This window comes from Bradyrhizobium sp. CFUWI, assembly GCF_056429085.1.
Genome location: NZ_JBWJZE010000022.1, coordinates 60,950 through 87,879 on the forward strand (window position 1 = coordinate 60,950; position 26,930 = coordinate 87,879).

At 65.2% G+C, this 26,930-nt stretch carries 26 protein-coding genes; 12 read left to right on the plus strand and 14 right to left on the minus strand.

The window, feature by feature from the left end:
* Position 1 precedes the first annotated feature (1 nt).
* Positions 2-2,788 (plus strand): malto-oligosyltrehalose synthase, encoded by a 2,787-nt coding sequence (gene treY, locus AC066S_RS32350; RefSeq protein WP_478271523.1) that lies wholly within the window; start codon positions 2-4, stop codon positions 2,786-2,788.
* A gap of 2 nt (positions 2,789-2,790) precedes the next feature.
* Here treY and AC066S_RS32355 read toward each other — a convergent pair whose 3' ends face one another.
* Positions 2,791-3,108: a polyhydroxyalkanoic acid system family protein gene (locus AC066S_RS32355; protein WP_126255122.1), complete on the minus strand. Its 318-nt coding sequence runs from the start codon at positions 3,106-3,108 to the stop codon at positions 2,791-2,793.
* Between the two features lie 182 nt (positions 3,109-3,290).
* On the opposite strand from AC066S_RS32355, the gene AC066S_RS32360 reads away from it, so the two are divergent.
* Positions 3,291-3,455 (plus strand): DUF3309 family protein, encoded by a 165-nt coding sequence (locus AC066S_RS32360; protein WP_018318514.1) that lies wholly within the window; start codon positions 3,291-3,293, stop codon positions 3,453-3,455.
* A 99-nt stretch (positions 3,456-3,554) separates the two neighbouring features.
* Here the strand turns inward: AC066S_RS32360 and ligD are convergent, their stop codons facing one another.
* A complete protein-coding gene (gene ligD / locus AC066S_RS32365; RefSeq protein ID WP_478271524.1) occupies positions 3,555-6,233 on the minus strand; it encodes a DNA ligase D in 2,679 nt (892 codons plus the stop codon).
* 116 nt (positions 6,234-6,349) lie between these two features.
* Between ligD and ku the strand changes: the two genes are divergently transcribed.
* Entirely contained in the window at positions 6,350-7,234 is an 885-nt protein-coding gene (gene ku, locus AC066S_RS32370; RefSeq protein ID WP_478271525.1) for a non-homologous end joining protein Ku, read from the plus strand.
* A gap of 224 nt (positions 7,235-7,458) precedes the next feature.
* On the opposite strand, the gene AC066S_RS32375 is transcribed toward ku, so the two are convergent.
* The 6 genes from AC066S_RS32375 to AC066S_RS32400 form a co-directional block, all read right to left on the minus strand.
* Entirely contained in the window at positions 7,459-8,148 is a 690-nt protein-coding gene (locus AC066S_RS32375) for a response regulator (protein ID WP_478271526.1), read from the minus strand.
* Positions 8,145-10,868: a DUF4118 domain-containing protein gene (locus AC066S_RS32380; protein ID WP_478271527.1), complete on the minus strand. Its 2,724-nt coding sequence runs from the start codon at positions 10,866-10,868 to the stop codon at positions 8,145-8,147. The genes AC066S_RS32375 and AC066S_RS32380 overlap by 4 nt, the downstream gene beginning before the upstream one ends.
* Before the next feature lie 40 nt (positions 10,869-10,908).
* Complete coding sequence (locus AC066S_RS32385; protein ID WP_478271528.1) at positions 10,909-11,514, minus strand: K(+)-transporting ATPase subunit C; 606 nt, start codon at positions 11,512-11,514, stop codon at positions 10,909-10,911.
* A gap of 108 nt (positions 11,515-11,622) precedes the next feature.
* Positions 11,623-13,740: a potassium-transporting ATPase subunit KdpB gene (kdpB, locus tag AC066S_RS32390; protein WP_478271529.1), complete on the minus strand. Its 2,118-nt coding sequence runs from the start codon at positions 13,738-13,740 to the stop codon at positions 11,623-11,625.
* Between the two features lie 24 nt (positions 13,741-13,764).
* Entirely contained in the window at positions 13,765-15,468 is a 1,704-nt protein-coding gene (gene kdpA / locus AC066S_RS32395; RefSeq protein ID WP_478271530.1) for a potassium-transporting ATPase subunit KdpA, read from the minus strand.
* A gap of 112 nt (positions 15,469-15,580) precedes the next feature.
* Complete coding sequence (locus tag AC066S_RS32400) at positions 15,581-15,670, minus strand: K(+)-transporting ATPase subunit F (protein WP_126255114.1); 90 nt, start codon at positions 15,668-15,670, stop codon at positions 15,581-15,583.
* 598 nt (positions 15,671-16,268) lie between these two features.
* Between AC066S_RS32400 and AC066S_RS32405 the strand changes: the two genes are divergently transcribed.
* The 7 genes from AC066S_RS32405 to AC066S_RS32435 all read left to right on the plus strand — a co-directional run bounded on the left by AC066S_RS32405 (position 16,269) and on the right by AC066S_RS32435 (position 19,568).
* Positions 16,269-16,736 (plus strand): hypothetical protein, encoded by a 468-nt coding sequence (locus AC066S_RS32405; RefSeq protein WP_478271531.1) that lies wholly within the window; start codon positions 16,269-16,271, stop codon positions 16,734-16,736.
* Positions 16,737-16,919: 183 nt separating this feature from the next.
* On the plus strand, positions 16,920-17,156 hold the full coding sequence (locus tag AC066S_RS32410) for a hypothetical protein (protein ID WP_478271532.1): 237 nt from the start codon (positions 16,920-16,922) through the stop codon (positions 17,154-17,156).
* 116 nt (positions 17,157-17,272) lie between these two features.
* The gene (locus AC066S_RS32415; RefSeq protein WP_164718309.1) at positions 17,273-17,527 is read left to right on the plus strand and encodes a hypothetical protein; all 255 of its coding nucleotides are present in this window, start codon (positions 17,273-17,275) and stop codon (positions 17,525-17,527) included.
* A 23-nt stretch (positions 17,528-17,550) separates the two neighbouring features.
* Positions 17,551-18,468: a 4-hydroxy-tetrahydrodipicolinate synthase gene (gene dapA, locus AC066S_RS32420; protein ID WP_478271533.1), complete on the plus strand. Its 918-nt coding sequence runs from the start codon at positions 17,551-17,553 to the stop codon at positions 18,466-18,468.
* A gap of 259 nt (positions 18,469-18,727) precedes the next feature.
* A complete protein-coding gene (locus AC066S_RS32425) occupies positions 18,728-18,916 on the plus strand; it encodes a hypothetical protein (protein ID WP_126255110.1) in 189 nt (62 codons plus the stop codon).
* Between the two features lie 17 nt (positions 18,917-18,933).
* On the plus strand, positions 18,934-19,341 hold the full coding sequence (locus AC066S_RS32430) for a hypothetical protein (protein WP_135168684.1): 408 nt from the start codon (positions 18,934-18,936) through the stop codon (positions 19,339-19,341).
* Between the two features lie 98 nt (positions 19,342-19,439).
* Complete coding sequence (locus AC066S_RS32435; RefSeq protein WP_283810144.1) at positions 19,440-19,568, plus strand: hypothetical protein; 129 nt, start codon at positions 19,440-19,442, stop codon at positions 19,566-19,568.
* 63 nt (positions 19,569-19,631) lie between these two features.
* Here the strand turns inward: AC066S_RS32435 and AC066S_RS32440 are convergent, their stop codons facing one another.
* Positions 19,632-19,934: a hypothetical protein gene (locus AC066S_RS32440; protein WP_478271534.1), complete on the minus strand. Its 303-nt coding sequence runs from the start codon at positions 19,932-19,934 to the stop codon at positions 19,632-19,634.
* Between AC066S_RS32440 and upp the strand changes: the two genes are divergently transcribed.
* On the plus strand, positions 19,933-20,568 hold the full coding sequence (upp, locus tag AC066S_RS32445) for a uracil phosphoribosyltransferase (RefSeq protein ID WP_135162675.1): 636 nt from the start codon (positions 19,933-19,935) through the stop codon (positions 20,566-20,568). The genes AC066S_RS32440 and upp overlap by 2 nt on opposite strands.
* Before the next feature lie 33 nt (positions 20,569-20,601).
* The gene (locus tag AC066S_RS32450) at positions 20,602-22,176 is read left to right on the plus strand and encodes an AMP-binding protein (RefSeq protein WP_478271535.1); all 1,575 of its coding nucleotides are present in this window, start codon (positions 20,602-20,604) and stop codon (positions 22,174-22,176) included.
* 1 nt (position 22,177) lies between these two features.
* On the opposite strand, the gene AC066S_RS32455 is transcribed toward AC066S_RS32450, so the two are convergent.
* From AC066S_RS32455 to flgE, 5 genes are read right to left on the minus strand one after another with little or no spacing between them, the layout of a single operon-like run.
* Complete coding sequence (locus AC066S_RS32455) at positions 22,178-23,089, minus strand: flagellin (RefSeq protein ID WP_478271536.1); 912 nt, start codon at positions 23,087-23,089, stop codon at positions 22,178-22,180.
* A 12-nt stretch (positions 23,090-23,101) separates the two neighbouring features.
* Positions 23,102-24,877, minus strand: coding sequence for a flagellar hook-associated protein FlgK (flgK, locus tag AC066S_RS32460; RefSeq protein WP_478271537.1), 1,776 nt, complete (start codon positions 24,875-24,877; stop codon positions 23,102-23,104).
* Between the two features lie 19 nt (positions 24,878-24,896).
* A complete protein-coding gene (locus AC066S_RS32465; RefSeq protein ID WP_478271538.1) occupies positions 24,897-25,361 on the minus strand; it encodes a flagellar protein FlgN in 465 nt (154 codons plus the stop codon).
* 9 nt (positions 25,362-25,370) lie between these two features.
* Entirely contained in the window at positions 25,371-25,631 is a 261-nt protein-coding gene (locus AC066S_RS32470; RefSeq protein WP_126255103.1) for a hypothetical protein, read from the minus strand.
* 3 nt (positions 25,632-25,634) lie between these two features.
* Positions 25,635-26,900: a flagellar hook protein FlgE gene (gene flgE, locus AC066S_RS32475; protein ID WP_478271539.1), complete on the minus strand. Its 1,266-nt coding sequence runs from the start codon at positions 26,898-26,900 to the stop codon at positions 25,635-25,637.
* Positions 26,901-26,930: the final 30 nt, after the last annotated feature.

A 26,930-nucleotide genomic window follows, 5' to 3' on the forward strand; every position in this document is an offset into this window, starting at 1 on the left:
CATGCCTCCTGCCATTCCGCTTGCGACCTACCGGCTCCAGCTCACCGCGGATTTCGGCTTCGACAAGGCCGCCGCCGTCGTGCCTTACCTCAAGGCACTGGGGATCACCCATCTCTACGCCTCGCCGGTGATGAAGGCGCGCAAGGGTTCGACCCACGGCTACGACACTGTCGATCACAGCCAATTCAATCCGGAGCTCGGCGGCGAAGCCGATTTCACACGCCTGAGCGAGGCACTCAAGGCGCACGACCTCGGCCTCATCATCGACTTCGTGCCGAACCATGTCGGCGTGCATTTCGCCGACAATCCGTGGTGGCTCGACGTGCTGGAATGGGGCCAGGCCTCGCCCCACGCCGTTTCCTTCGACATCGACTGGGACCTGCTGCCCTATCGCGCCCGCGGCGGCGTGCTGCTGCCGATCCTCGGCAAGTCCTACGGCGAAGCGCTGGAGGGCGGAGAGATCGAGCTCCGCTACGATCCGGATCAGGGCAGCCTCTCCGCCTGGTATTTCGAACATCGCTTGCCGATCGCGCCGGAGCGGTACGGCGAGATGCTGCGCATGATCGTGAAGGACGCGGATGCCGCGGAGACGGAAGCGGGCAAACGCCTGCTCTCGCTCGCGGCGCGCTACACCGGACTGCGCCGTCCCAGCCGCAAGGAAGCCCCCGCGTTCAAGGCCGAGCTCAAGGAAATTGCGGGCGCCGCCGGGATCATCACGCGCGGTCTTGCCGCCTATCGTGCCGCCAAGGATCGTCCCGCGCAGACGCTGGCGTTACATCACCTGCTCGAGCGGCAGCATTACAAGCTTGGGCACTGGCGGCTCGCCTCCAGCGACATCAATTATCGCCGCTTCTTCGACGTCAACGGACTCGCCGGTCTGCGCGTCGAGGATCCCGGCACGTTTGCCGCCACGCACCGGCTGGTGAAGCAGCTCATCGCCGACGGCAAGCTGCAGGGCATCCGGCTTGATCACATCGACGGCCTGCGCGACCCCGCGCAATATTGCCAGCGGCTGCGCCGCCTGGTGCGCGACGCGCAGGGCAACACCAAGCCGTTCTACACGGTGATCGAGAAGATCCTGTGCGAGCACGAACGGCTGCCGCACTTCGCGGGCGTCCAGGGTACCACCGGCTATGAATGGATGAACGTCATTTCCCAGGTCCTGGTCGATGAGAAGGGCATGGCGGCGCTGGACGAGACCTGGCGGCAGGTCAGCAACCGGCCACCGCGGCTTGCGCCTTATGTGAAGGACGCCAAGCGGCGCGTGCTGGAGACGCTGCTCACCAGTGAATTCACCGTGCTGACGCGCCTGCTCGCGCGGATCGCCAACGGGCATTACTCCACCCGCGATTTCTCCGCCGACAGCCTGCGGCAGGCGCTCGAACTCTATGTGCTGCATTTCCCGGTGTACCGCACCTATCTGACCAACAGCAGCCCGACGGCCTCCGACCGCAAGCTGATCGACGACACCATCGCGCACGCCCGCGCGGAATGGTTCGCCGCGGACGAAGGCATCTTCGATTTCCTGCGCGATGCCCTGACCATGGACCTGCTCAAGTCCGGCCGCCCTCCGCACAGCGCCCCGCGGGTGCGCCGCTTCGCGCTGAAGGTGCAGCAATTCACCGGGCCGATGATGGCGAAGTCGCTGGAGGACACCGCATTCTATCAATTCCACCGCCTGCTCGCGCTGAACGAGGTCGGCGGCGATCCCGCCAGCAACGGTCTTACGGTTTCCGCCTTCCACCAGACCATGCAGACCCGCGCCAGGGAATGGCCGCTGGGAATGACGGCAACCGCCACGCATGACACCAAACGCGGCGAGGATGCCCGCGCGCGAATCGCAGCGCTCAGCGAAATTCCGGGCGAGTGGACCAGCGCGGTTTCGCGCTGGAAGGTGTTGAACGCGCCGCACCTCACGCTCGAGGGCAATTACCGAGCGCCCTCGGCGACGTTCGAATACATGCTGTATCAGACCCTGCTCGGCGCCTGGCCGCTGGTTGAGACGATCGACGCCGGCTTCGTCGAGCGTATCCAGGCCTATGCGCTGAAGGCCGCGCGCGAGGGCAAGGAAGAGACCAGCTGGCTCAACCCGCATGAAGCCTATGAGAGCGGCATCAAGAGCTTCATCGACAAGATCCTCGACCCCACATTGTCAGGCGAATTCCTGGAGGCGCTGCAAACGCTGGCCCGCCGCGTCGCACTGCTCGGCACGTTGAATTCGCTGAGCCAGCTCACCCTCAAGGCTACGCTGCCCGGCGTGCCCGACTTCTATCAGGGCACCGAGTTCTGGGACCTGTCGCTGGTCGACCCCGACAACCGCCGCCCGGTCGACTTTGGCGCGCGGCAGGCGGGGCTGAACTCGCTGGACGACCCGGACTGGAGCGGCCTCATGACGCGCTGGCCGGACGGCCTGATCAAGCTGGCCTGGACACGGCGTCTTCTCGAGCTGCGCAATGCGCTCGCCGACGTCTTCGCTCAAGGCGATTACCAGCCGCTGGCGGTGCACGGCGCCGATGCGGACCATGTCGTCGCCTTCGCCCGCCGCCATGGCCGCAGCGCGGCGATCGTCGTGGTCGGGCGTCACTTCGCGCCGCTCACGCAAGCGGGCCGGGGATGGCCCGCGCCGGAGAGCTTTGACGCCACCATCGACCTGGCCGGCTACACCGTGCCCGGCCTTGCCAATGGTGAATTGCCGCTGGCGCAGGCGTTCCGGGATTTTCCCGCCTTCGTCAGCGAAGCCCGCACGGCAAGCGCCATCAGGCCGGCGCGACAGCGCGTGCGCGCCTGAAATTACTTCCCCCCATCCTTGGTCAGCAGCAACTGCCCGCGCTTCTTGATCGTGGCCTGCGCCATCTCGGCAAAGCGCTGCAACAGCCAGGGCAGCACCACCTCGACCCGGACTTGATCGTCGCCGACATCGACCTGCCCCGTCGCAATCTGCCCGAGCGCGCGAATCCGGAACGCCATGCTGTCGCCGGTCCAGCGCTCCTCCTCGACCTGCATTACGGGAATGCTGGCCGCGGCTCGGCCGAGCCCGGTCTTGAGGCGGCGCACCGCCTCCTCGCGGCCGAGACGGTGCGGAATTGAAACGACAAGCGGTGCTGACATGGCCCTCCCCCTACAGTGACTGATCCTCACATAGTCAACGCCGTCCGTCTGCACAAAGGTTCCATGCAAGTTGATCCGCCAACCGTGTTTCAATGCGGGAACTTTACAACCTGCGGCAAGTTGCCTCCGCACAACGGGACAGGTTGCAAGGACCCTTCAAGGAAGGGCTGGAGGAAATTCGCATGTCTATCGGTACGATCATTCTGATCATTCTCGTGATCGCCCTGCTCGGCGGCTTCAGCGGCATCGGCGGCGGCCCGTTCTACGGCACCGGCTATTACGGCGGCGGCGGCCTCGGGCTCGTCATCGTCATCCTGCTGATCCTGCTGTTGATGGGCCGGATCTAGCGGCATCCACGATGTCGTCGGGTGGGCAAGGCGCTCAGCGCCGTGCCCACCTGTTCATCGTCTCGAAAGAGATCGTGGGCACGCTTCGCTTTGCCCACCCTACGTCTTCCCCGCGAGCTTCTTGATGGCGGCTTTGATCGGTGTCGCCGCGTCGTCATAACCCTGCCACGCCTTCGACCGCGACAGCAGGCCCGGCACGGTCCGCAGCGTATAGCGCTTCGGGTCGAGATCGCCCTTCACCTGCGACCAGGTCAGCGGCATCGATACCGTGGCACCCACTCGCGCCCGCGGCGATAGCGGGGCCACCGCCGTCGACATGCGGTCGTTGCGGAGATAGTCGAGGAAGATCTTTCCCTCGCGCAGCTTCTTCGACATGTTGAGCAGATAGCGCCCGGGATCATCGTCGGCCATCCACTGGCAAACGCCCTGCGCAAAGGCCTTGGCCTCCTTCCAGCTCACCTTGTCGCGGGCGCCGTGAAGCAGCGGTACCACGACATGCAGGCCCTTGCCGCCGGTGGTCTTGCAGAAGCTCTCCATGCCCAGGTCGGCGAGCCGCTGCCGCATCTCCCTGGCCGCCTCGACCACGTCGGTGAACGCGACGTCCGGCGCCGGATCGAGATCGAACACCAGCCGGCCCGGCGTGTCATAGGCATAAGGCGCGCAATTCCAGGGATGCAGCTCGACGCCGCCGATCTGCGCCACGGCCGCGAGTCCCTCGATCCGGTCGATCTGCAGATAAGGCTTGCGGTCGCCGGAGACGCGCGCGAGCTCCAGAAGGTTGGACGTGCCCTGCATGGCGTGGCGCTGGAAGAAGCATTCGCCCTTGATGCCGTCCGGCGCGCGGATCAGCGAGCACGGACGGCCCTTCAGGTGCACGATCATCCACGCGCCGACGGCTTCGAGATAGCGCGCGAGATCGAGCTTGGTGACGGGAGCACCCTCGCCGTCATCAGGCCAGAGCTCCTTGTCCGGCTTGGAGATGATGACGCCCATCACCTCCGCGGTGCCGGCGTCCTTGGATCGCTTGGCTGTCTTCGCAGCTCGCTTCCCGGCTGTAGGTTCGGCAAGCTCCGTATCGACGGGCCTCTCCGCCTCTACCTCCCTGGCCGGCTTGTCCTGCCGCAGCCCCTTGAACGCGGCCTGGCGGATATTGCCGTCGGCGGTGAAGCCGGCGAACTCGATCTCGGCGACGAGCTCCGGCTTCAGCCAGTGCACCTCGCGCGTCTTCTTCGGGGCATTCTTGCCGCCGAACGGGCTTTCCTTGGCCGCCATCGCCTTCAACGACGGCATGATGTGCTTGACCTTGTCCGCGCCGAAACCGGTGCCGACCACGCCGACGAAGGCGAGATGATCGCCGCGCTGCACGCCGGCCATCAGCGAGCGGAATTTGCCGTTCGTGGTCTTGTAGCCGCCGATCACCACTTCGTGGCCGGCGCGACATTTCGACTTGACCCAGCTCTCGGTGCGCCCCGAACGATACGGCGCATCCAGCTTCTTCGACACCACGCCCTCGAGCTCGAGCTTGCAGGCCGATTGCAGCACGGCATCGCCGCCGCTCTCGAAATGCTCGACATAGCGGATCTGGGTCGATTTCCGCTTGCGGGCTTCCAGCAGCTGCTTCAGCTGCGCCTTGCGCTCGCCGAGCGGCAACCGCCGGTAATCCTCCCCTTCGGCGAACAGCAGGTCGAAGGCAAAGAAGATCAGCTCCTCGGTCTTGCCATCGGACAGCGCAGCCTGCAGCGAGGAGAAATTCGGTGCGCCGTTGTGGTCGAGCGCGACGATCTCGCCGTCGATCATCACGTCCGGCAGCGCGGCCGCCTCCTTGGCGATGGCGCCGAACTTGCCGGTCCAGTCGAGACCCTTGCGCGTCTTCAGCGTTGCCTCGCCGTCCTCGACCCGGAGCTGCACGCGATAGCCATCGAACTTGATCTCGTGGCACCAGCCCTCGCCGGCCGGCGGCCGCTCGACCAGCGTGCAGAGTTGCGGCGCCACGAAGTCCGGCATCTCAGCGACCTTCTTCGCATTGGTCGCCGTCGTGGCCTTCTTCGCCGCCTTGGCCTTGGGGATCTTGCCGGCCTTCAACGCCGCGCGCGGTGCCGGCTTGACCGTGCGCCCCTTCGCGTCCTCGGCACGGTTGGACTGCCAGACGGCATCGGCCTTGGCCCTGGCGCCCTTCGCCAGCATGAACGGCTTTGGCGCGCGACCCTTGCCTTCGGCGATCTGCTCCATCGCCCGGCCGGAGGCGACCGACTTGTCCTCGTCGAGGATGTCGTTGTCCTTGCCCTCGCGGGCATATTCGTCGCGGTGCTTGATCAGCAGCCAGTTGGTGCGCTTTTCGCCCCCGCGGTTGCGCATGCGCACAAGCACCCAGCTGCCCTGCAGCTTGTCGCCATGCAGGGTGAACTTCAGATCGCCCTTCTTGAATCCGGCTTCGGGGTCCTCGGCCTCCCAATAGCCGCGATCCCACAGCATCACCGTGCCGCCGCCATACTGGCCTTCCGGAATCGTGCCTTCGAAATCGCCGTAGTCGAGCGGATGATCCTCCACCTCGACCGCCAGGCGCTTGTCATGCGGATCGAGCGAGGGGCCCTTGGTCACCGCCCAGGACTTGAACACGCCGTCGAATTCGAGCCGGAGGTCGTAGTGCAGCCGGCTCGCATCGTGCTTCTGGATCACGAAGCGCCGCTGCTGCGATGGCGCTACCGCGGTCTTGCCCGACGGCTCGGGTGTCTTTTCGAAATCACGCTTCTGTCGGTAAGTGGAGAGTTTTTGCAGCACGACCGGTCCCGCTTCTCTTTCGGCATTGAGCCTATCACGGCCAAAGTCCCGCCCGGAACCAAAACCCTGTGGGAGGGTTGGGGTTCCAAAACGCCTTGAAAACGCTGGAGAATGGAATGGCCCCGCGCGCCTATTGGAAGGGAACGTTGAAGCTGTCGCTGGTCAGCTGCCCGGTCGTGCTCTACCCCGCGACCACGGCGGCGGAGAAGACGCGGTTTCACCTGATCAACCGCGAGACGGGGAACCGGCTCAAGCAACAGATGATCGATTCCGAGACCGGCGACGTCGTTGAGAGCGACCAGAAAGGCCGCGGCTACGAACTACGCAAGGGCAAGTACGTCGAGATCGAGCCGGAGGAGCTCGAGGCGGTCCAGATCGAGAGCAACCACACCATCGACATCGAGAGCTTCGTGCCGCGCGAGGAGATCGACCAGCGCTATCTCAACCATCCCTATTACATCGCGCCCGACGGCAAGGCCGCGGTCGACGCCTTCGCGGTGATCCGCGACGCCATGAAGGACCAGGACCGCGTGGCGCTCGCCAAGATCGTGCTCACCAACCGCGAGCATATCATCGCGATCGAGCCGTTCGGCAAAGGCCTGCTCGGCACCACGCTGCGCTTTCCTTACGAGCTGCGCGACGAGGACCAGTTCTTCGACGACATCAAGAGCCCGAAGATCACCAAGGACATGGTCGAGCTCGCCGGCCACATCCTGCGCACCAAGGCGGCGCATTTCGACCCCGGCAAGTTCAAGGACGAATACGAGACCGCGCTGAAGGCGCTGGTGAAGCGCAAGGCCAGCGGCAAGACGATCGAGCTGCCCGAGCCCGAGGAGCGCCCCAGCAACGTCGTCAGCCTGATGGACGCGCTGAAGCAGAGCCTGAAGGGACGCGGCGGCAAGAAGGCGGCAGCGAAATCTCATGCGCGCCGTGCGACCGGGCGACATCGCGCCGCGAAGAAGGCGCACCGGTCGACGGCGAGGCATCGGAAGGCGGGCTAGCTCGTCATTCCGGGGCGATGCGTCAGCATCGAACCCGGAATCCATCATGCCAAGCGTGACGGGCGGAGAAATGGATTCAGGGCTCGCGCTGGCGCGCGCCCCGGAATGACAGACATCGTAGGGTGGGCAAAGCGAAGCGTGCCCACGTCTTCTCTCTTTGGAATCACTGAAAGATGGTGGGCACGGCGCCTTGCGCCTTTGCCCACCCTACGGTCCGTGGAACGTCAATCCCCCGCCTTCAGCCGGTACCCGATCCCCGTTTCCGTCAGCACATATTGCGGCCGTTCCGGATCGGCCTCGATTTTCTGGCGGAGCTGGCGGACATAGACGCGCAGATATTGCGCGTCGGTCAGTTCGTCCCACAGCTCCTTCAGCAGGAACCTGTGCGTGAGCACCTTGCCGGCATGCTGAACCAGCACGCGCAACAGGTCATACTCCTTCGGCGACAGCTTCACCTCGCGGTCGCCGACCTTGACGATGCGGCGGACGAGATCGACCGAGATATCTCCGGTGCGGAACACCGGACGTTCGCCCTTGACCTGGAGCTGGTGGCGCAGCGCGGCGCGCAGGCGGGCCAACAGCTCGTCCATACCGAACGGCTTGGTCAGATAATCGTCGGCGCCGAGATCGAGCGCCTGCACCTTGCCGGCCTCGTCGCCCCGGCTCGACAGCACCACGATCGGCACCCCCTCGTCGCGGGCGCGGATGGTGCGCAGCAGTTCATGCCCCTGAATGTCGGGCAGGCCGAGATCGAGAATGATCAGCGCCGGCGCTTCCTCGAGCTTCTCCAGCGCGATCTTGCCGTTCGACGCCTCCAGGATTTCGTAGCCTTGCGTCGTCAGCCCCATCCGCAGCAATTTGCGGATCGGCGGCTCGTCGTCGATGACCAGGACCTTGATCGGCGCAGCGTTCATGCGGCGGTATCCAATGTGCGGCTCTCTGCCGGAACGGGAAGACGGACGGTAAGGACAGCGCCGCGCCGGTCGCTGCGGTTGGCGGCCGAGATCGTGCCGCGCATCGCTTCGACGAAACCGCGGGAGATGGCGAGGCCGAGCCCGGTGCCGGGACGGACATGATCGCCCTTCTGCACGCGGTAGAACTTGTCGAACACACTGTCGAGTTCGTCGGGCGGAATCCCCGCCCCCTCGTCCACGATCTCGAGCACGACATGATCGCGGTCGCGCCGGCCGCGGATCGAGACCGTCGTGTCGAGCGGCGAATATTTGGCGGCATTGTCGAGCAGGTTGAACAGCACCTGCTCGAACAGCACGGCATCGAGCTGGAGCATCGGCAGATCGGCAGCCAGCACCAGCTCGACCTTGTGGCCGTTGAGGATCTTGGCTGCGCGCCGCAGCGCGCTGCCGACGATCTCGCCGAGATCGTGCAGCGCGGAGTTGGGGACGATGGCGCCGGATTCGAGCTTGGTCATGTCGAGCAGATTGGCGATGAACCGGTTGAGCCGCTCGGATTCGTCGATGACGGTGGCCAGCAGGTCGCGCTTCTCGGTGTCGGACAAGGCCCCGGCAAGATCGCGCATGGTCGAGGCCGCTCCCAGCACCGAGGCAAGCGGCGTCTTCAGATCGTGCGAGATCGAGGTCAGGAGCGCCGAGCGCAGCCGCTCGGATTCGACGGTGCGCTTGACCCGGTCCATATCCTCGACCAGCAGCACGCGCTCGATCGCGAGCGCGCCCTGGTCGACCAGCGCATCGAGCAGACGGCGCTGGTCCGGCGTCAGCAGCGGGCCGGTGCGGTCGTTGTCGATGCCGATGACACCGATCGGGCCGCGCCCGGTCCGCATCGGCAGGAACAGCCGCTTTGCACCCGGCAACGTATCCGAGCCACGACCGGCGGGGCGGTCGTTGCTCCAGGCCCAATTGGCCGCGGCGAGATCGGCCTGGTCGAGGTCATCTTCGGGCGGGTAGCCGGATTTCACCGTGAGCAAGCCTTCTTCCGGCAGCAGAAGCACGACCCGGACCTTCAGCATCAACGCGATCTGGTAAGCCGTCGCCCACAGCACGTCGTCGAGCGTCGCGGTGCCGGCGAGCTTGCGGCTGAAAGCGTAGAGCTGCTCGGTCATCCTGATCCGGCCGATGGCGGCGTCGGCCTGGGTGCGCACGCGCGCGGCGACATTGGAGACGATCATCGCCACCACCATAAACAGCACGAAGGCGGCGACGTTGGTCGGGTCGGTGATCGTGAAGGTGTAGATCGGCGGTAGGAAGAAGAAATTGTAGGACAGCGAGGCGGCGACTGTCGCCAGCAGCGACGGCCATAGGCCATAGCGCACGGCAACCGCGACCACCGCCGTCAGCAGCACGAGATCGACGTTCTCGATGCCGAAACGGGGCTGGATCAACTCGGCAGCGCCGAGGCCGATCAGCACGATCCCGAGCGCCTTCAGATAGGGCAGCGGATCGAACGGCTCCGACCGCGCGGCGGTCTGCACCGCAGTCTTGGGCGCGGCCTCGCCGGGCATCTCGTCGCCGGCGATGACGTGGACGGTAATGTTGCCGGCGCGGCGCACCAGGTCGTGCACGACCGAGCCGCGCGTCATCTCGAACCAGCGCGAGCGCGTCGACTTGCCGATCACGATCTGGGTGACGTTATTGCCTTGCGCGAAATTGACGACGTCATCGGCGATACGGCGGCCGACCGCGGGAATCGTCAGCGCCTCGCCGCCAAGCGATTCCGCCAGTCGCAGCGTATCGGCCAGCCGGTCTCGCTCCTGGTCGGACAATTGCAGCGAGCGCCGCGTCTCGATCGAGAGCGCGGTGAACGGCGCATGCAGCCGGTCGGCCAGGCGCTTGGTGTAGCGCACGAGGCCAGCGGCGCGTGGATCCTCGCTGACGCAGACCAGGATGCGTTCGCCCGCAGCCCAGGGACCGGCAATGGCATTGGCCTGCATGTGGGTGAGCAGCTGCTCGTCGACCCGCTCGGCGGTGCGCCGCAGTGCGAGCTCACGCAGCGCGGTGAGATTGCCCGGCGAGAAATAATGCTCCAGCGCCCGCTCGGCCTGCTTGGGCACATAGACCTTGCCCTCCTTCAGGCGCTGGATCAGATCGTCTGGCGTCAGGTCGATCAGCTCGATCGCGTCGGCGCGGTCAAATACCGAATCCGGCACGGTCTCACGGACCCGAACATGGGTGATCTGGGCGACAACGTCGTTCAGGCTCTCGATGTGCTGGATGTTGACGGCGGTGTAGACGTCGATGCCGTGGGACAGCAATTCCTCGACGTCGAGATAGCGCTTGGGATGGCGGCAAAGGGGCGCGTTGGTGTGGGCGAGCTCGTCGACGAGCGCAATCTGCGGCCGGCGCGCGATCACCGCATCGAGATCCATCTCCTCGACAATCTGGCCACGGTACTCCAGCCTCTTGCGCGGGATCACTTCGAGGCCGCGCACCAGTGCCTCGGTCTCGGCGCGGCCGTGGGTTTCGACGAACCCGACCACGACATCGATGCCGGCCTTACGCTTGGCATGGGCGCTTTGCAGCATCTCGTAGGTCTTGCCGACGCCGGGAGCGGCGCCGACGAAGATCTTCAGCTTGCCGCTCGCACTCTCCTCCCGGCGCGCGGCTTCCAGCAGCGCTTCGGGAGAGGGACGTTGTTCGGGATCGCGGCGCTCTCGGACCATCTCGCCAATATAATCATCTGCGCGCCGCGAGCCTAGACTGCTACTTCGCGGCCATGCGATCGAGCGCGAGATTCAGCGCCAGAACGTTAACCCTGGGTTCGCCGAGCAGGCCGAGCAGACGGCCTTCGGTGTTGGCGGTCACGAGCTGCTTGACCTGATCCTCAGGCAGATTCCGCGCCTTTGCCACGCGCGGCACCTGGAATTGCGCCGCATCCGGCGAGATATCAGGGTCGAGGCCGCTGGCCGAGGTCGTCACCAGGTCGACCGGCACGGCCGCGTTCGGATTCTCGCCCCTGAGCTTGTCCACATCTTCCTTGAGCCGGTCGGCCAGCGCCTTGCTGGTCGGGCCGAGGTTGGAGCCGCCCGAATTGGCGGCGTTGTAGGGCGCCGACACGGTCTTGGTCGAATCATTCGGGTCCGGCGCAAGCGTCGCCGAGAGACGGCCATGGAAGTACTTGTCGTCCTTGAACTCCTGCCCGATCAGGGCGGAGCCGATCACCTTGCCGTCCTTCTCGATGAGGCTGCCCTGCGCCTGCACGGGAAACAACGTGCCGGCAATGGCGGTCATCGCGAGCGGATAGGCAAGGCCGGTGATGGCGGTGAGCGCCAGCAAGAGGACGATGGCGGGGCGGATTTCTCTAAGCATCTGAAGTTTTCCTTTCTTTCGTCATTGCGAGCGAAGCGAAGCAATCCAGGGGCGTTCTTGGGAGGCAGTCCGGATTGCTTCGTCGCTTCGCACCTCGCAATGACGGCGTTATGCCAAGTGCAAGGCAGTCACGACGAGATCGATCGCCTTGATGCCGATGAAGGGAATGACGATGCCGCCGAGCCCGTAGACCAAGAGGTTGCGCCGGAGCAACGCACCGGCACCGACCGCGCGATAGGCGACGCCCTTCAGCGCGAGCGGGATCAAGCCGATGATGATCAGCGCGTTGAAGATGATCGCCGACAGGATGGCGCTCTGCGGGCTGGACAGGTTCATGACGTTGAGCACGCTGAGCTGGGGGTAGAACGCCAGGAACATCGCCGGAATGATCGCAAAGTACTTGGCGACGTCGTTGGCGATCGAGAACGTGGTCAGCGCGCCGCGCGTCATCAACAGCTGCTTGCCGATCTCGACCACCTCGATCAGCTTGGTCGGGTTGGAGTCGAGGTCGACCATGTTGCCGGCCTCGCGGGCGGCCTGGGTGCCGGTGTTCATGGCGACACCGACGTCGGCCTGGGCGAGCGCCGGCGCGTCGTTGGTGCCGTCGCCGCACATGGCGACCAGCTTGCCCTTGGCCTGCTCGTCGCGGATCAGCTTGAGCTTGTCCTCCGGGGTGGCCTGCGCCAGGAAGTCGTCGACGCCGGCCTCCGCCGCGATCGCGGCCGCCGTCATCGGATTGTCGCCGGTGATCATGATGGTGCGGATGCCCATGCGACGCAGTTCTGCGAAGCGCTCGCGAATGCCGCCCTTGACGATGTCCTTGAGCTGGACGATTCCGAGCAGCTTGCCGTCCCTGGCGACAGCCAGCGGCGTGCCGCCCGACTTCGACACGTCATCGGCAATGGCCTGGATCTCGCGGCCGAGCTCGGAAAGCGCGGCAGGCTGCAACGCCCGCGCGGCGTTGCCGGAAGCGACCGCGGTCGGCGCGCCGCCGCCGACATAATTCAGCATGGCATCAACCGCACCCTTGCGCACCGACGAGCCGCCGGCATCGACGCCGCTCATACGGGTCTGCGCGGTGAATGGGATGAAAGTAGCACCCAATTCGGCCATGTCGCGGCCGCGGATACCGTACTTCTCCTTGGCCAGCACGACGATGGAGCGGCCTTCCGGGGTCTCGTCGGCGAGCGAGGCGAGCTGGGCGGCGTCGGCCAACTCCTGCTCGGTCACACCGCGCACCGGACGGAAGGCAGTGGCCTGCCGGTTGCCGAGCGTGATGGTGCCGGTCTTGTCGAGCAACAGCGTGTCGACGTCGCCGGCGGCCTCGACGGCGCGGCCGGACATCGCCAGCACGTTGAAGCGCACCAGGCGGTCCATGCCGGCGATGCCGATCGCCGAGAGCAGCGCCCCGATCGTGGTCGGGATCAACGTCACGAACAACGCGACCAGCACGACCACCGAGATCGAGCCGCCGGCATAGGCCGCGTAGCTCGGGATGGTCACGGTAGCGAACACGAAGATGATGGTGAGGCCGGCGAGCAGAATGTTGAGCGCGATCTCGTTCGGCGTCTTCTGCCGCTCGGCGCCCTCGACCAGCTTGATCATGCGGTCGATGAAGGTCGAGCCCTGGGCTGCCGTGATGCGGACGCGGATCCAGTCCGACAGCACCTGGGTGCCGCCGGTCACCGCCGAACGGTCGCCGCCGGATTCGCGGATCACGGGCGCGGACTCGCCGGTGATGGCAGCCTCGTTGACGGAGGCGACGCCCTCGACCACCTCGCCGTCGGAGGGGATGGTGTCGCCCGCCTCGACCAGCACGAGATCGCCGACCTTCAGGCTCGTGCCTGATACGAGCTTGTAATCGCGGCTCGCGCCGCTCAGGAGCTTGGCCTGGCTCTCGGTGCGGGTCTTGCGCAGCGTCTCGGCCTGCGCCTTGCCCCGGCCCTCGGCCACTGCTTCAGCGAGGTTGGCGAACAGCACGGTGAACCACAGCCAGAGGATGATCTGGAAGGTGAATCCGAGATTTTCTCCCCCGGTCAGGAGATCGCGCAGGAAGATCACCGTAGTCAACGCAGCGACGATCTCGACCACGAACATGACCGGGTTCTTGATCATGGCGCGCGGATCGAGCTTGGCGAAAGCCGCGCCGATCGCCGGCATCACGATCCTGGGATCCAGCATCGCCGACACCGGCATGCGCTTGTTGGGTTTATGGACGGATTCCATGGAGGTCACTCCGAAAGAGCTGGATCAGAACAGGTTGCCGGCGTTCATCGCGAGATGCTCGACGATGGGGCCGAGGGCGAGCGCCGGGAAGAACGTCAGACCGCCCATGATCAGGATGACGCCGACGACGAGGCCTACGAACAGGCCACCGGTGGTCGGGAACGTGCCCATCGACGGAGGGATCGATTTCTTCGCCGCGAGCGAGCCCGCGATCGCCATCGCCGGCACGATCATGAAGAAGCGACCGACGAACATCGCGCTGGCGAGCGTGAGATTGTAGAAGAAGGTGTTGCCGGTGAGGCCGGCGAAGGCCGAGCCGTTGTTGGCCGTCCCCGAGGTGAAGGCGTACAGCACTTCGGTGAAGCCGTGCGGTCCGGCATTCGCCATGGAGGCGACTGCCGCCGGATAGACCACGCCGACGGCGGTCCAACCGAGAATCATCAGCGGCAGGACGAGAATGGCGAGCATCGCCATCTTGACCTCGCGCGCCTCGATCTTCTTGCCGACATATTCGGGGGTGCGGCCGACCATCAGGCCGGCGACGAAGATCGCGAGGACGACGAACAGCAGCATGCCGTACATGCCGGCGCCGACGCCGCCGACGATGATCTCGCCGAGCTGCATGTTGATCAGCGGGATCATGCCGCCGAGCGCGGTGAAGCTGTCGTGCATGGCGTTGACCGCACCGCAGGAGGCGGCCGTGGTGATCACGGCGAACAGCGAGGACGCGACGATGCCGAAGCGGACCTCCTTGCCTTCCATGTTGCCGCCGGTCAGGCCCAGCGCGTGCATGGTCGAGGTGCCGTTGGCTTCGGCCCAATAGCAGACGCCGACGCCGGCAATGAACAGCAGGCCCATCACGGCGAGGATCGCCCAGCCCTGGCGCTGGTTGCCGACCATGCGGCCGAACACGTTGGTCAGCGCGGCACCGAGCGCGAAGATCGACAGCATCTGCACGAAGTTCGACAGCGCGGTGGGATTTTCGAAGGGATGCGCGGCGTTGGCATTGAAGAAGCCGCCGCCATTGGTGCCCAGCATCTTGATCGCGACCTGCGAGGCGACCGGGCCGACCGCGATGGTCTGCTTGGCGCCTTCGAGCGTGGTGGCCTCGACATAGGCCCCGAGCGTCTGCGGCATGCCCTGCCACACCAGGAACAGTGTGTAGACGATGCAGATCGGCAGCAGGATGTAGAGCGTGCAGCGAGTCACATCGACCCAGAAATTGCCGACCGTACGAGCCGAGGCGCGGGCAAAGCCGCGGATCAGCGCCACCGCGAGCACGATGCCCGTCGCCGCCGACAGGAAATTCTGGTGCGTCAGGCCGACCATCTGGGTCAGATAGGACAGCGTGCTCTCGCCGCCGTAGTTCTGCCAGTTGGTGTTGGTGATGAAGGAAACCGCAGTGTTGAAGGACAGATCTTCGGCGACGGCGCCCTGTCCGGCCGGATTGAACGGCAGCACGGCCTGGAGCCGCATCACGCCGTAGATGATGAGGAAGCCGCCGACATGGAATAGCAGCATGGCGACCGTGTAGGTCAGCCAGTGCTGCTCGCGCTTCTCGTCGACACCGGAAATCCAATAGATGCCGGCCTCGATCGGGCGCAGGACGGGCGACAGGAATGTGCGCTCGCCGTTGAACACGCGCGTCATGTACCAGCCGAGCGGCTTGGTCAGCGCGACGATAATGACGCAAAAGAGAATGATCTGGAGCCAACCGATCACAGTCATGGAATCAACCCTTCAGGCCTGGTTCCCGACGCAAAAGCGGCAGGAGCACCGAAAGCAGGCAAGCGACGAGTACAGCGTCCGCCAGCAACAATTCGACGAGCAGCAGCACGGGTCAGAACCGCTCGGGCCGCAGCAGCGCGTAGGTGAGATAGAGCAGGAGGCCGAACGAGACGGCGCCGGCGAGCGTATAGTCGAAGATCATGGCCCGCTCCGTCACAGCCGTTCGCAGGCGTAGGTGTAGCCGATCGCGAGCGCGAAGAAGCCGAAGCCCAGCGCCAGCATCAGAAGGTCCATCATGACGATACTCCTCAGTTGAGACGTTTCCGGCATAGCCCGTCTCCGGATTCCGGCAGGCCGCTTGCTGCGATCGAAGGCGGCGCGGCCGGGGACTTCACCGCACTGACTTGCCACCGCGCACATAGGTTTTCGAGATGGAGCCTATGGCGACGTTATAGGAATCTCATAAAGGGCGGCTCGCCATGACCGGCGGCGACGTGACACCGGCAATGCATTCCAGGCGGTCGTTCCCGGCCGGCAGCGCAGCGGCGCGGCCCACCATCGCTCTCGCAATCGTGGTTACAGCAAGCCGTGTCCAAGGTCTTTTCAAAAAGCCCTTCTTCTATAAGTCCCCACCTTCGGCAGAGATGACAGTCGAAGATCCGGCGCGCCTGGACGGAAGACTCCGTGCACTTATGAAATCCCTATATCTCTCGCCCGATCCCTATCTCGTTTTCAAATGCCCTCCGGGCCATCTTGGAGAAGCCGGCCGACTGACCGACGCCAACTCCAGGAGGCCTGACATGACCGCTGCTCTCCGACGCTACGATCCGCCATCACTCGGCGACCGCTTGCGCAATGCGCAGGCGATGACGCGACCGTTGATGATCGAGATCATCGAAACGGCCTGCCGGCGCATCCCCTCGCTCGGCCCGACCGAGCGTACGGCGCGTCTCACCCGCTTGATCGACGCCGAGGCATGGGCCGATGCGGCGCTGGCGCTGATGGAGCTGGAGCTGCCGATGTGGCAGGTTCGTCGCATCGCCTATGACGAGGGCGAGTGGCATTGCGCGCTCTCGCGCGAGCGAGAGCTGCCGGACTGGCTGGACGCCGCGGTCGAGGCGCGCCACGCCGACCTCGCGCTCGCCCTGCTGTCGGCGTTCCTCGACGTCCGGGCGCTGGCGGTTGATGTATCGCGGCCGAGTATTCCTTCCGTTCGTCCCGTCCCGGATCCGCTCTATGAGCCGGTCGCCTGCGACAATTTCAGCTAAAGCATGATGCGATGAGGCCTGATTGCCCCGATGATGGAGGTGCACTCCCTCTCCCGCTTGCGGGAGAGGTGAACGCCCCTGCGGCTATCGGTTCAACCTAAAGCCACCCCGCTCTAGACCCGCCCGTCGGAGAGACACCATGCCGCAAGCTCCGGACATGCCGCGCATGCTGACCCGGCGCGCGTGATCGCGCGTTTCGCCGTCCGCCTCGCGCTGCTCATGGGCTTTGCGGCATTCGGCAGCGTCGGCTTCGGCCGGAGCCTCGCCGTCCTGCTCTGGATGTCGATCATCCTGTGCGCGCTCGCCAGCCTCGTCAGGCGGGAGCCGCTGTTCGGGGCTGCGCTCAATCATTGGGACGAGGCTGTCGCGTTCGGCGCGCTGTTCGCGCTGGTCCACGTCGTCAATAATCCGGCTTTATGATCTTTCTATGAGATCGCTGCGCACCCGCCCTCGAAATCATATTCGCGACTGAGGATATTGAGCACGCCGGAGAGGACCTGCGTCCGAAGCCGGCGTCGTTCAGAAGGATCAAACCCGTGAAACTCGTCGAACCTCCCTCGTGCCGCTCGCTTTCGACCATCGTCTTCATCGGCCGCAATCGCCGGGGACAATGGGTCGCTCAGGAGCAGAACGGCCTCTATGGCGGCCTATTCGTCAGCCGCGCCCAGGCGATCAAATATGCGCTGTTCGAGAACGGACAGCATCCGGAAACAATCGTCGAGCTGCCGCGCGAGATCGAGCTCGACATGGGCAAGAGCCCCAATACCATCGTCGCGCAGCGCGCCGCCTGAGCAAGCGCCAACAGGGGAAAATCATGCTGGTCCCTCCCGCTGCCTGGTTCACCGGATTCATTCCGGATCTGCCGACCCCGTTCGACGCGGCAGATGCGATCGATCTCAAGGCATTCGCCGCACTGTGCGAGCGACAGGTCGCGGCCGGCGTGCCCGCCATCGTGGTCTGCGAGACGGCCGGGGAAGCACCGACGCTTTCGCCGGCCGAGCAGGAGCTCGTCATTCGCACCGCGGTCGACGTCGCTCGCGGCCGCGTTCGGGTCATCGCGGGCGCGGTATCCAACGCAACCAGCCGCGCCGTCGAGCTTGCGCGGCGCGCGGAAGCGGCCGGCGCCGATGCCGTCATGTCGGTCGTGCCCGCCTACAACAAGCCGATGCAGGAAGGCATGCTCGCGCATTTCCGCACCATCGCCGGTGCGACCGGACTGCCCGTGATCCTGCACGACAATCCTTCCCGCACGCTGCGCCCGCTCGCCGACGAGACGCTTCTGCGTCTGGTCGAGTCGCGCCAGTTCGTCGGCCTGCGCGATGGGAGCGGTGACATCACCCGTCCGATGCGGCTGTCCCGCAACTTGCCGGCAAATTTTCGGCTTCTCTCCGGCGACGACACCACCACGTTCGGATTCATGGCGGACGGCGGCGACGGCGCGATCTCGGAAGTCGCCAACATCGCGCCGGATCTCTGCCGCACGATCTTCTCGCATCTCAGGCAGGGCCGGCTGCAATCCGCCCGTTATCTGCACAAGCGCCTGATCCCGCTCATCGCCTGCCTGTCCAGGGAAAGTCCGGCCGCGCTCAAATATGCACTCAGCATCCTTGGCCTCATGTCGACCGCGACGCGGCTTCCGATCGTGCCGCTGGACGCAGCCGCGCAGCGAGGCGTGGTCCGCGCATTCGCTGCGGTCGCCGACGAAGAATTGATCGACGGCGTCGGAGCCTGAGGCGCCGAGGCCGTCGTACTTGCATGCTCAATCCGGTCGATGGATCTGACAGGCTATTCCATGCCTGGAAGCTGGCGCTGCTGCGCTTTGCCGTGACGCGGGACGGATGTCTTCAGAGGGCTGCCGGCGGGGATCGGTATCTTTATGAAATTCCTATGCGGGCGCGCCGGCGCTCATCTCGCAATCCTACGCAACGATGGACATCATCAGCGGCAGATTGGCGCGGCGTCTCGCTGCGCCAAGGACAAGGACTTCCGCGATGTCGATCCTGACACATGGTTTTGACCGGCCGTTCGCGGCCGAACGCACGATACGCATCTCAGAGGCGCGCAAGGCTCAGCTCAAGCGCATCGCGCTCCAAGCGCTCGGCCTGCTCTCGATGGGCAGCGTGCTCACCGCGCTGATCGCGCTGAGAACCGCAATTTATGTCTGGCATCTCCCCGCCTGACCCGCACGGCAGGCGTCATGACCTTGCAGATGTATGAGGAGGCCGCCATGGCCGCGATCGCCTTTCAAGCCGTTCACCGCCTGCCGGAATCGCGACCGATGGCGCCTGAGATCGGCGCGGCGACGGCACTCAGGCCGCTCGATCCCGATGTCGTCAGCGCCGCCATTCCCGCTTTCTTCATCGGACGCAACCGTGCCGGGCTCTGGGTGGCCCGCGAGGCGCGGGGCCGCTCCGGCGGTCTCTTCCTGTTCAGGAGCTCCGCGATCGATTTCGCCAATCGGCGGAGCGCTCCGGCACGATGCGCGCTGGTGTTTCCGGCCGAGACTTTCGAGCTTGATGTCGAGAACAAGGGCAATCCGCTGGTCGCGCTGGCGGCGCGACCGCTGAGCTGGCTCAAGCGGCGCGTACCACGCCTTGCGAGGTAACGACATGGTCGAGCTCAAGATCATCATCATGGTCGCATTGATGGGCGCATTGCTGCTCGGAATGCGCGTCGGTGCGAAGCCGGCCTCGGACGGCTAGCATGCAGCCCTTCAGGGGAACTCTGGAGCAGGCAGTCACCGTGACCATTCTGACGATGACGCTGAGCTTGGTCTGGGGCGGCATCCTGACGCTCGTGATCACGCTGGTGGCGCGCGGGCTTGGAGTCTAGCTCATCCGCTCCGCTTCGATCAGCCGTGCCAGCTCGCCCGCCGTGACCTCAATCGGCCGGCGGCTACGCTCGACGCGGGCAAATGGATAGTCGCGCCGCATAGGCCTTGCGACCGGCGTCGGACACGGCCCGCTCGCGCGGCGCAAGCTCGAGCAGCACGGTCGTGATCGGACAGCCATTGCGAAAGCCGGAGCCCTGCATCCAGCCTGAAAGCAGCCTCGCATGGGCGCGCAAGAGATCGGCGGTCGAGCCGCACTCCTCCGCGAGCTTGGCGACCGGCGCCGCGACGCGGCGACCCGCCTGCCCCCGCGGAAAAGACCCGGCCGATCTGGCGCAACTCCTGGGAAACGTGTAGAGCGTTTTCATGAGCACCAGCAACGTCAATGTCGTCGTCCACCCCCTGGTCCAGCACAAGCTCTCCCTGATGCGGGAGAAGGACCGCTCGACCAAGAGCTTTCGCGAGATCCTGAACGAGATCGGGATGCTGCTCTGCTACGAGGTGACGCGCGATCTGCCGCTGGAGCTGGTCGAGATCGAGACGCCGATCGCGCCGATGCGGGCGCCCAAGATCGCCGGCAAGAAGCTCACGCTGGCGCCGATCCTGCGCGCCGGTGTCGGTTTCCTCGACGGCATGCTGGCCCTGATGCCCTCGGCGCGCATCGCCCATATCGGGCTCTACCGCGACCCCGACACATTGCAGGCCGTGGAATATTACTTCAAGGCGCCGCAGGATCTGTCCGACCGCACCGTGATCCTGATGGACCCGATGCTGGCGACCGGCAACTCAGCCTGTGCCGGCGCCTCCCTGCTCAAGGCCCGCGGCGCCCGCGACATCCGCTTCGTGTGCCTTCTGGCCGCGCCAGAGGGCATCGCGCAATTCCAGAGCGAGCATCCCGACGTGCCGATCTGGACCGCCGCGATCGACGAGCGGCTCAACGACCACGGCTACATCGTGCCGGGCCTGGGCGATGCCGGCGACCGGATGTTCGGCACCAAGTAGACAGGTCTGCACGATCGGGTTACTCCGGTTGCCATGAGTGCCAATGCGTTATCGCTGCAATCGCTGGTCCGGGCCGAGGCCGCCGCCGATCCCGCCTTCGTATTCGACGGCACGCCGGTCTCGCGTGCGGAATTCGCAGAAAGAATCGAGCAGACCGCCGCCTGGCTGACAGCGCAAGGCATCGGCAAGGGGGACGTCGTCGCGGTCTGGCTGGTCAACCGGATCGAATGGATCGCCCTGCTGTTCGCCGCCGCCCGATGCGGTGCGATCGTCGCCGCCGTCAATACGCGCTACCGGAGTGCGGAAGTCGCGCATCTGCTTCGCTTGTCCGGCGCCAGGCTGATGGTGATGGAGGCCGCATTCCGCACGATCGACTTTGCCGCGATCCTTGCCGGGATCGCCGAACACGACATCCCCGCGCTGCAACGGCTCGCGGTGGTCGGCGCGGATGCGATCCCGGCGCATTGGCCCTGCGTGCGCTTCGATGCCTTCGACAGGTCCTATCCGCCCGCTCCGCCGGCCGAGGACGACATCGACCTGCCGGTGCTGCTCTACACCACGTCGGGCACCACCAAGGGACCGAAGCTGGTGGCGCATTCGCAGCGGACGCTGGCGGGCCATGCCATCGCCGTCGCCAAGGCGCTTCGGCTTGATGCGCAGCGCCATTCGCTGCTGGCCATGCTGCCGTTCTGCGGCACGTTCGGCATGACGAGCCTGCTCGGCTTCGTCGCGGCCGGTGCAACCATTCATGTGCTTGATGCCTTCGAGGCGGCACCGGCACTCGAGATCCTCCGCGGGCACGGCATCACGCACGCCTTCGGCTCCGACGAGATGTTCCGGCGCATTCTCGCCCTCACCGATGCGCCGCGCCCGTTCCCGCATCTGGAAGTCTGCGGCTTCGCCGCGTTCCAGCCCGGCTGGCGCGAGCTTGCCGCGGAGGCCGAAACGCGCGGCCTGCCGCTGTTCGGGCTCTACGGGTCGAGCGAGGTCCAGGCCCTGTTCGCGATCGCCCGACCCGGCGATGCCTTCGCCGATCGCATCGAGGGCGGCGGCTGGCCGATGTCACCCGACGCAAGAGTGCGCGTGCGCGACACCGAGACCGGCGAGCTTGCAGCCAGCGGCGTATCCGGCGAGATCGAGATCAGCGCCCCGTCACGCTTCCTTGGCTATTTCCACAACCCGGATGCGACGCGCGAGGCGATCACCGCGGACGGCTTCTTCCGCACCGGCGACATCGGCCGGCTGCGCGGCGACGGCTCCTTCGTCTACGAGACGCGCGCCGGCGATGCCATGCGGCTCGGCGGCTTCCTGGTCGCGCCCGGCGAGATCGAGGATGAACTCAAATCCTGTGCCGGCGTGAGCGATGCCCAGGTGGTTGCGGTCGATCTGAAGGGCCAGGCGCGCTGCGTTGCGTTCGTGATCCCCGCAAGGGAGCCGCCGATGCAGGAGAGGTTGATCGCGCATCTGCGCGAGCGGCTCGCAGCCTACAAGGTACCGGCGCGAATCTATTTCGTGGACGCCTTTCCCGTCACCGACAGCGCCAACGGCGTCAAGATCCAGCGCGCCAGGCTGCGCGCCATGGCGATGGAGCGGATCGCCGCCGAATAGGCTATTTCAGGTAGCTCGCGAGATTGATGCTCAGGATCTTCCCGAGAGCAGAATAGGACGCCGTGAGTTGCGTCTCGTAAGTCGAAAGCTGCGCCGTAATGGCGGCGACGTCGACGCTGGTCAGGTCATTCGACAAGGTCTCCGCATAACCCTTGTAGTCGGCCTGGCGAGCGCTCGCGGTCTCGATCGATGACGCGGCGCCGGACAGCTTTGCCTGCACGGCGGCGGTGTCGTCGAGCGCCGTGCTGGCGAGATCCAGCGCGCTGGTGATGTCCGCAGACGACAGCGTCGTGCTGTTGGCCACAAACTTCAGGACGCGCATCACCTCCTCGAACGCCGAATTATCCGCGGTGACGCCGTAAGACACGGTTTCATTGGCGGCAACCCGTACCGAGGCGATCTCGCTGTCGCCATTGTAGTAGCTGGTGTCCGCAGTCGTGGTCGAACCAGTACCAGACGAAAAGCTCGTGAGATCGACCGGAGCCGTGTCGGTCTTGCCGCCGGCAAACACGTATTGGCCGTCATACTGTGTGTTCATCAGCGAACCCATCTGCTCCAGCATCTGCTGGGCTGAGCTGATCGCCGAGTTCACCTCGGTCGAGCTTCCGGTCGAGGCGGCGCTGAGCTGGGAGCGCAGCTGCGTGAGGATGTCGGTCACCGAGCCGACCGCCGAATACATCACCTGGACCTTGCTGCCGGCGAGCGTAGCCGCGTCGATATAGGATTGCGCGCGCGTCACCGAGACCTGAAGGTTGATGACGTGCTGCGCGTCCGCGCCATAGCCGCCGAAATCCGTCGAGACGACGCCCGTCGATTCCTGGATCTGCTTGGTGGCCATGATCGACTCCACGCGCATGGCGTCGGCGATCATTCTGTTCGACTGGGCGAAGGTGGCCACACGCATCGCGACCATAATCGTACTCCCTTACGTCGACTGCACGGCGGTGAGCAGCGCCGAATACATGGAGTTGATGGCCTGGATCAGCGCCGACGCTGCCGAATATTTGTTCTGGAGCGTGCTCAGATTGGCCGATTCCTCGTCCAGATTGACGCCGGACTGCGACGACAGGGAATTCGCATAGGTCGACTGCGCGGTCTCCTTGGCGGTGTAATCCGCGGAGGCCTGCGAAGCCTTGCTCGATACGTCGGAGACGATGACCGAGGCGTAGTCGGCGAGCGACCCGGTGCTGGCGGCAAGCCCGCCCATCGATGCAAACGTCTGCGAGGCCGTCAACGCATCGTAGAAGGCATTGATCACGGTGGCGGAGCCGGACGACAGCACCGAACTTCCGACAGTCAGGCTCGACGACGAGTCCAGCGTCGCAAGCTGGAGCTCGTTCGTGCCGGACAGAATCTTGCTGTTGACTGCGATGTCCGAAGCGCTCGTTCCCGTCACCAGATCGTTGAGGCCGAAATATTCGGAGAATCCCTCGCTGGAGCTTCCGACCGAGCTCGTCATCTCGTTGATGGCGACGCCGTTGCCAGATCCGGTCGCCGTGATCGAGAGATGGCCATCCGAATCGATCGAGGCGGACAAGCCGGAGATGCCGTTGATGGCGGTGACGAGATCGCCGACCGTCGCGTAGGACGACAGGTCGAGATCGGCGTAGGAGACCAGGTTGCCGCTCTGGTCGGTGGCCGCGATACGCACCGAGCCAGAGGCGGACAGGGCAGAACTGCTGGTGACGGCCGTCGTCCCCGTCAGGCTGGTCGGCGCCGGCACCGAAGAGGCGCTGTTCGAGACGTTGTTCATCACGGACGCAAGCTGCTGCGCCAGCTGGTCGAGCTGGGACTGCGCGTCCGGCAGAGTGTCGTCACGGAGCGTGATGAGTGCGCCGATATCCCCACCGGTGATCTGGGAGGTGATGTCCACCCCGTTCACGGTGATCGCGCTGAAGCCGCTCGACGAGGAGCCGCCGGTGTACGTCGTTGACGCCGTCACATTGGACGCAGCCGTATAGTTGATCGTATGCGCGGAACTGTCGACCAGTGCCTGGCCTGATTTGGTGTAGATCTGTATGTCGCCGTTCGAAGCGGTGAAGTAATTGATGTTCATCTTCGAGGCGAGGTCCTGAAGCGCGGTGTTGCGCTGGTCCTCGAGGTCGGCGGTGGACTGGCCGGAGGCGGCCGTCTGCTTGATCTGGGTATTCAGATCCGCGATCTGCTGCAGGTCCGCGTTGACGTCGTCGATCGAGGACGCGATGTCCTGATCGGCGTCCGACCGGAGCTTCTGGATCCCGCTGGAGGTCTCCCGCAACTGGCTCGCGACGTCGTCAAGCGCGCTGACGACGTTGGATTGCAGCGAGGCGCTGCTGGGCGTGCTCGCCAGCGACGACAGCGCCGATTCCAGCGAGGCGATGCTGTTGGCGAGCGAGGTCCCGGACGAGGAATCATCGCTGCTGCTGATCGAGCCGTAGAGCTGCTGGAGCGACGTCAGGTAGGTGTTGGTGGTGTCGGCCGCGCCGAGCTCGGAATCCGCGCTGACCAGCGACCTCAACAGCAGCTTGTCGACGGTCGAGGTGATGCCGGTCACCGTGACGCCGGTGCCGACGCCGTTGGTGACGCTGCTCGACTGGGTCGCGGACTTCCTGGTATAGCCGGTCGTGTCGGCGTTCGAGATGTTTGACGACGTCACGCTGATCTGCACGGACGTCGCAGACAGCCCGCTGAAAGCGACCGATCGAGCGATATCGAGCGACACGGCGGCCTCCCCCGTTCCGTCAGGCGCTGCGGCTGGTGCCGCTGGACACTGCACGGGCGGCAGCGACGCGGCCGGATGCACCGTAGGGCGAAACGGCGACGATCTGCTCGCGGATCGCCTGCATGACGGCCTCGATCCGGCGGTTGCTGGCCTCGATCGCAGCGCGCAGACGCACCAGATTCTTGTCCATCTCCGCCCGCAGCCTCAGGATCCGCTCCAGCAGCTGCTCGCGCAGGATCCGGTCCCGCACCGTCAGGCTGGTCGTGCCTGCCGCGCACTCGGCAACGGTTCGCTCGAAGATCTCCGCTAGCTTGTTCTTCTCGTCGACCTGCTTCAGGCGCGAGGCCGGCAGGCCCTTTGCAAGCTCCGCGTTCTCCTCCGCGATCAATGCAGTCAGGGTGTCGATCAGCGTGATCAGCGACTTGATCCGGGCATCGCCGTTCACGGCGCTCGTCCTTGTGGCTTGGGCTACAGTCATGGTCATCGCCTTCTTCTAGTTATTCCGTTTGCCGCGGCCGCCTTGCGAGTTGCGCAGGTAAGCGCCGATCGCGGCCGTCCTGGCAGTCGTCTGCCTCATCTCACCGTCGATTTCCGCGGCTTCCCGCACGAGGCCACGCCGCGTCGTTTCCACGTCGTCGAGCAGCACGAGCAACTGCTTGCGGTCGCTGCCCTTGACGGTTGCGGCCCGTGCCATCAGCCGCTTGAGCCGGCGCAGCAGCGCCTCCCCAACAGCGTTCGCTTGCTCACCGCGCATCGCTCACCTCATCGCCGAGATCAGGGTGTCGTACATCTCGTTGACGGTGGAGATGATTTGGGACGCAGCGGAATAGGCCTGCTGCGCCGAGATCATGTCCGAGAACTGGCTGGAGGTGTCGGTGGTCGATGATTCCAGCTCGCTGCCGTAGATCGTGCCCGCTCCGTTCTCGCCGGAGCCCTGCAGCGCGGCATTGCCCGACGTCACGGTCGCTGAATAGATGCCGTTGCTGGAGGCGGCGAGTCCGCTCGGATCGGCGAAGGTCGCCACCGCAATCTTGTAGATCGCGATGGTCTGACCGTTGGAATAGGTCGCGTTGACGAGGCCGTCGTCACCGATCGAGATGCTGGACAGCTTTCCGTAGGACAGGCCATCCGAATCGATGCTGGTGACGTTGACTGACGGCGTGGTTTCGCCCGACGCATATTGCGTGAGGCCGTCGGTCTTGCCGGCGGTTCCGAGATTCATGGTGATGGTGCTGTTCGCCGCACCATCGGTCCAGCCGGTGATCGAGACGGTGGCCGGATTCGGGCTGGTACTGGCGAGCGAACCGTCGCTGTTGAAGGTGATGTTGATCGTGCCTGAGGCCGTTCCGGTCGCAGTCGTGGTATCCGATGCCGAGGTCGGATTGGCGAAGCTCGCGCTCCAGGTATTGGTACCGCTCTTGGTCCAGGTAACCTGCATCGAATTCGCCGCGCCGAGCGAGTCGTAGACCGTCATCGAGCTGGTGTAGGTGGCGCCCGTCGCGGCGTCCGACGGCAGGTTCGCAGCGATCGTGGTCTTGGTGGTGGCGCTGCCGCTGGTCGATGCGACCTGGGTGTTGATGGCTTCGAGATTGCTCGCCGACTCGCTGCCGACGACATTGCCATCGGCATCGGTGCGCCATCCCTCGAGATAGTAGCCGTTGTTCTGGAGATAGCCGGCATTGTCGGTGGTGAAGGCGCCGTTACGGGTGTAGGCGACCGTGCCGCCCGACTTGGCGTCGGTCACCACGAAGAAGCCCGAGCCCTGGATCGCGACGTCGGTGGCGTTGGAGGTCGCGGCGAGCAGGCCCTGCTGGGTAATGTTGACCCGGCCCGAGACGGTGACGCCACCAGAAGCGTAGGAGGTCGTATTGCTGGAGGCGGTCACGAGCGCGTCGAACATTCCCGACGTCGTCTTGTAGGCGGTCGTGTCGGAATTGGCGATGTTGTCGCTGATCATCGACAGGGACTGACTCTGGGCGCTGAGCGCCGAGATCGCCGATGACAATGCGCCGGTGAGACTCATGATGAAGCTCCGAGAAGATCAGGATTTGAG